Genomic DNA, 1584 nt, shown 5'->3' on the forward strand with positions numbered 1-1584 from the left:
GTAACCGTTCACCGGCTCATGCTGCGTTTGCGAACTGAGGGGCCTCCGCGAGAGGCAGCAGCGAGGGTGGCAGTAGGCTCCGACGGTGCATGCGCAGCGTGTCCGTCAGGAAGTCCAGCACACCCCGCTCTTGTCGCTTGAGCGTGGAGACCGCGGTGAAGATGCGCTCGATGAAGCGACTGCCTTCGGGTCCTTGCGTTCCGAATGACGTCTTGCGGTACATGACGGCGTGGCGGATGCACTGCTCACCGAAGTTGTTCGTCGGCTCGATGCCGGGCACATCGACAAACGTCCAAAGGCACTCCTCCAACTGGAGGATTTCTCGCGCCATGCCCGCCGTCTTCTTCTCCGCGCGCACCTCGGCCTGACGCAGCAGCCTGCCCACCTTGCGCCGCACCTTCTTCATCCGCTGCTCGAAATCCCCTTGAGCCAGGGTGGCATCGCGCACCCGATGCCACCACTTGAAGAAGCGGTTGCGCTCACGCATCAACCGCGTGCCCAGACGGCCGCCCTCGCCTCCGCGGTCAATGAAGCCTTGGAAGTCGCGGGTGAGATGGCTCCAGCAAAGTTGGCGCAAGCCCTTGTCATACCAGTCATACCCGCTCCACCTGTCCGTGGTGAGGATGCCCAGGAAGTCCTTCCCCAGCAGGGCTTGGGCCACCTTGCCGCTACGATTTCGCGCGATGTGGAACACCACCACCCGGGCCGTGGCTGCTACCCACAGCCAGACGCGTTGGCCCCGGCCCTCCTTGCGTCCCTCCACCCATCCCGTCTCGTCCGCGTGGGCCTTGTCGGCGGCCTGCACATACGCGCGGGCCCCGGCCACTGCTGGGGCCAGCGCGTCAGTCCTCTCCCCTTCGAGATTCACCACGCTGCCCACCGACACGTCCACGCCCAGCATGTCCGAGAGGGCGTCCTTCACCAGCCGTCTGGACAGCCGGTACTTGCCCACCAGCAGACTGGCCAGCGCGCCCAGCCTGTCTCCGAAGGCGCCGCGGGCATGCGCGGGCACAGGCTGCCGCGTCAGCGTGCCGCACGCCGTGCACTCCAAGGCGTGGCTGCGGTACTCGGTGACGACGGCAGACAGCGGCGGCTCCTCCACCACCTGGTGCCGACGCGGCTCGCAATCCCTGCCCACCAACCGGTGCCCGCAGCCCTTGCAATGCTTGGGGAGCAACTCGACAACGTGCTGCACGGCCTCGGGCGGCAGCAGCCGTCGCTCATGCTTCTTGTGTCCCGGCTGGCCACCGGGGCTGCGCCCCGTGGGCTTCTTTGGCGGGCGCGGCGTACCAGGGCCATCCGAGGAGGGGGGGGCTTCGAGGAGTTGCTCGAATTGAGATTCAGCCGCTCCTTCAACTGCCGGTTCTCCTCGCGCAGTTGCCGATTCTCTTCCTCCAGGTGCGCGATGCGCTCCAGCGCCGCTTCCAGCAGCGCCTCCAGCTTTGCAATTCGCACGTCTCTGGGGTCGAGTTCCGCCACGAGTGGCGGTGTGCCACTCTGCGGCCCCCGCCGTCGAGTGCCGTCCCGTCCACCATCCGCTGCCCGGCTGTCCCTTCAACCAAGCATCAGCCGGTGAACGGTTAC

The 1584-nt window shown here is 66.8% G+C and carries 1 pseudogene; it reads right to left on the minus strand.

Going from position 1 to position 1584, the window contains the following annotated elements:
• Nucleotides 1–16 precede the first annotated feature (16 nt).
• Nucleotides 17–1479, minus strand: a pseudogene (tnpC, locus tag AABA78_RS38775) (IS66 family transposase).
• Nucleotides 1480–1584 lie beyond the last annotated feature (105 nt).

Source organism: Corallococcus caeni (assembly GCF_036245865.1).
GTDB classification, from domain to species: Bacteria; Myxococcota; Myxococcia; order Myxococcales; family Myxococcaceae; genus Corallococcus; species Corallococcus caeni.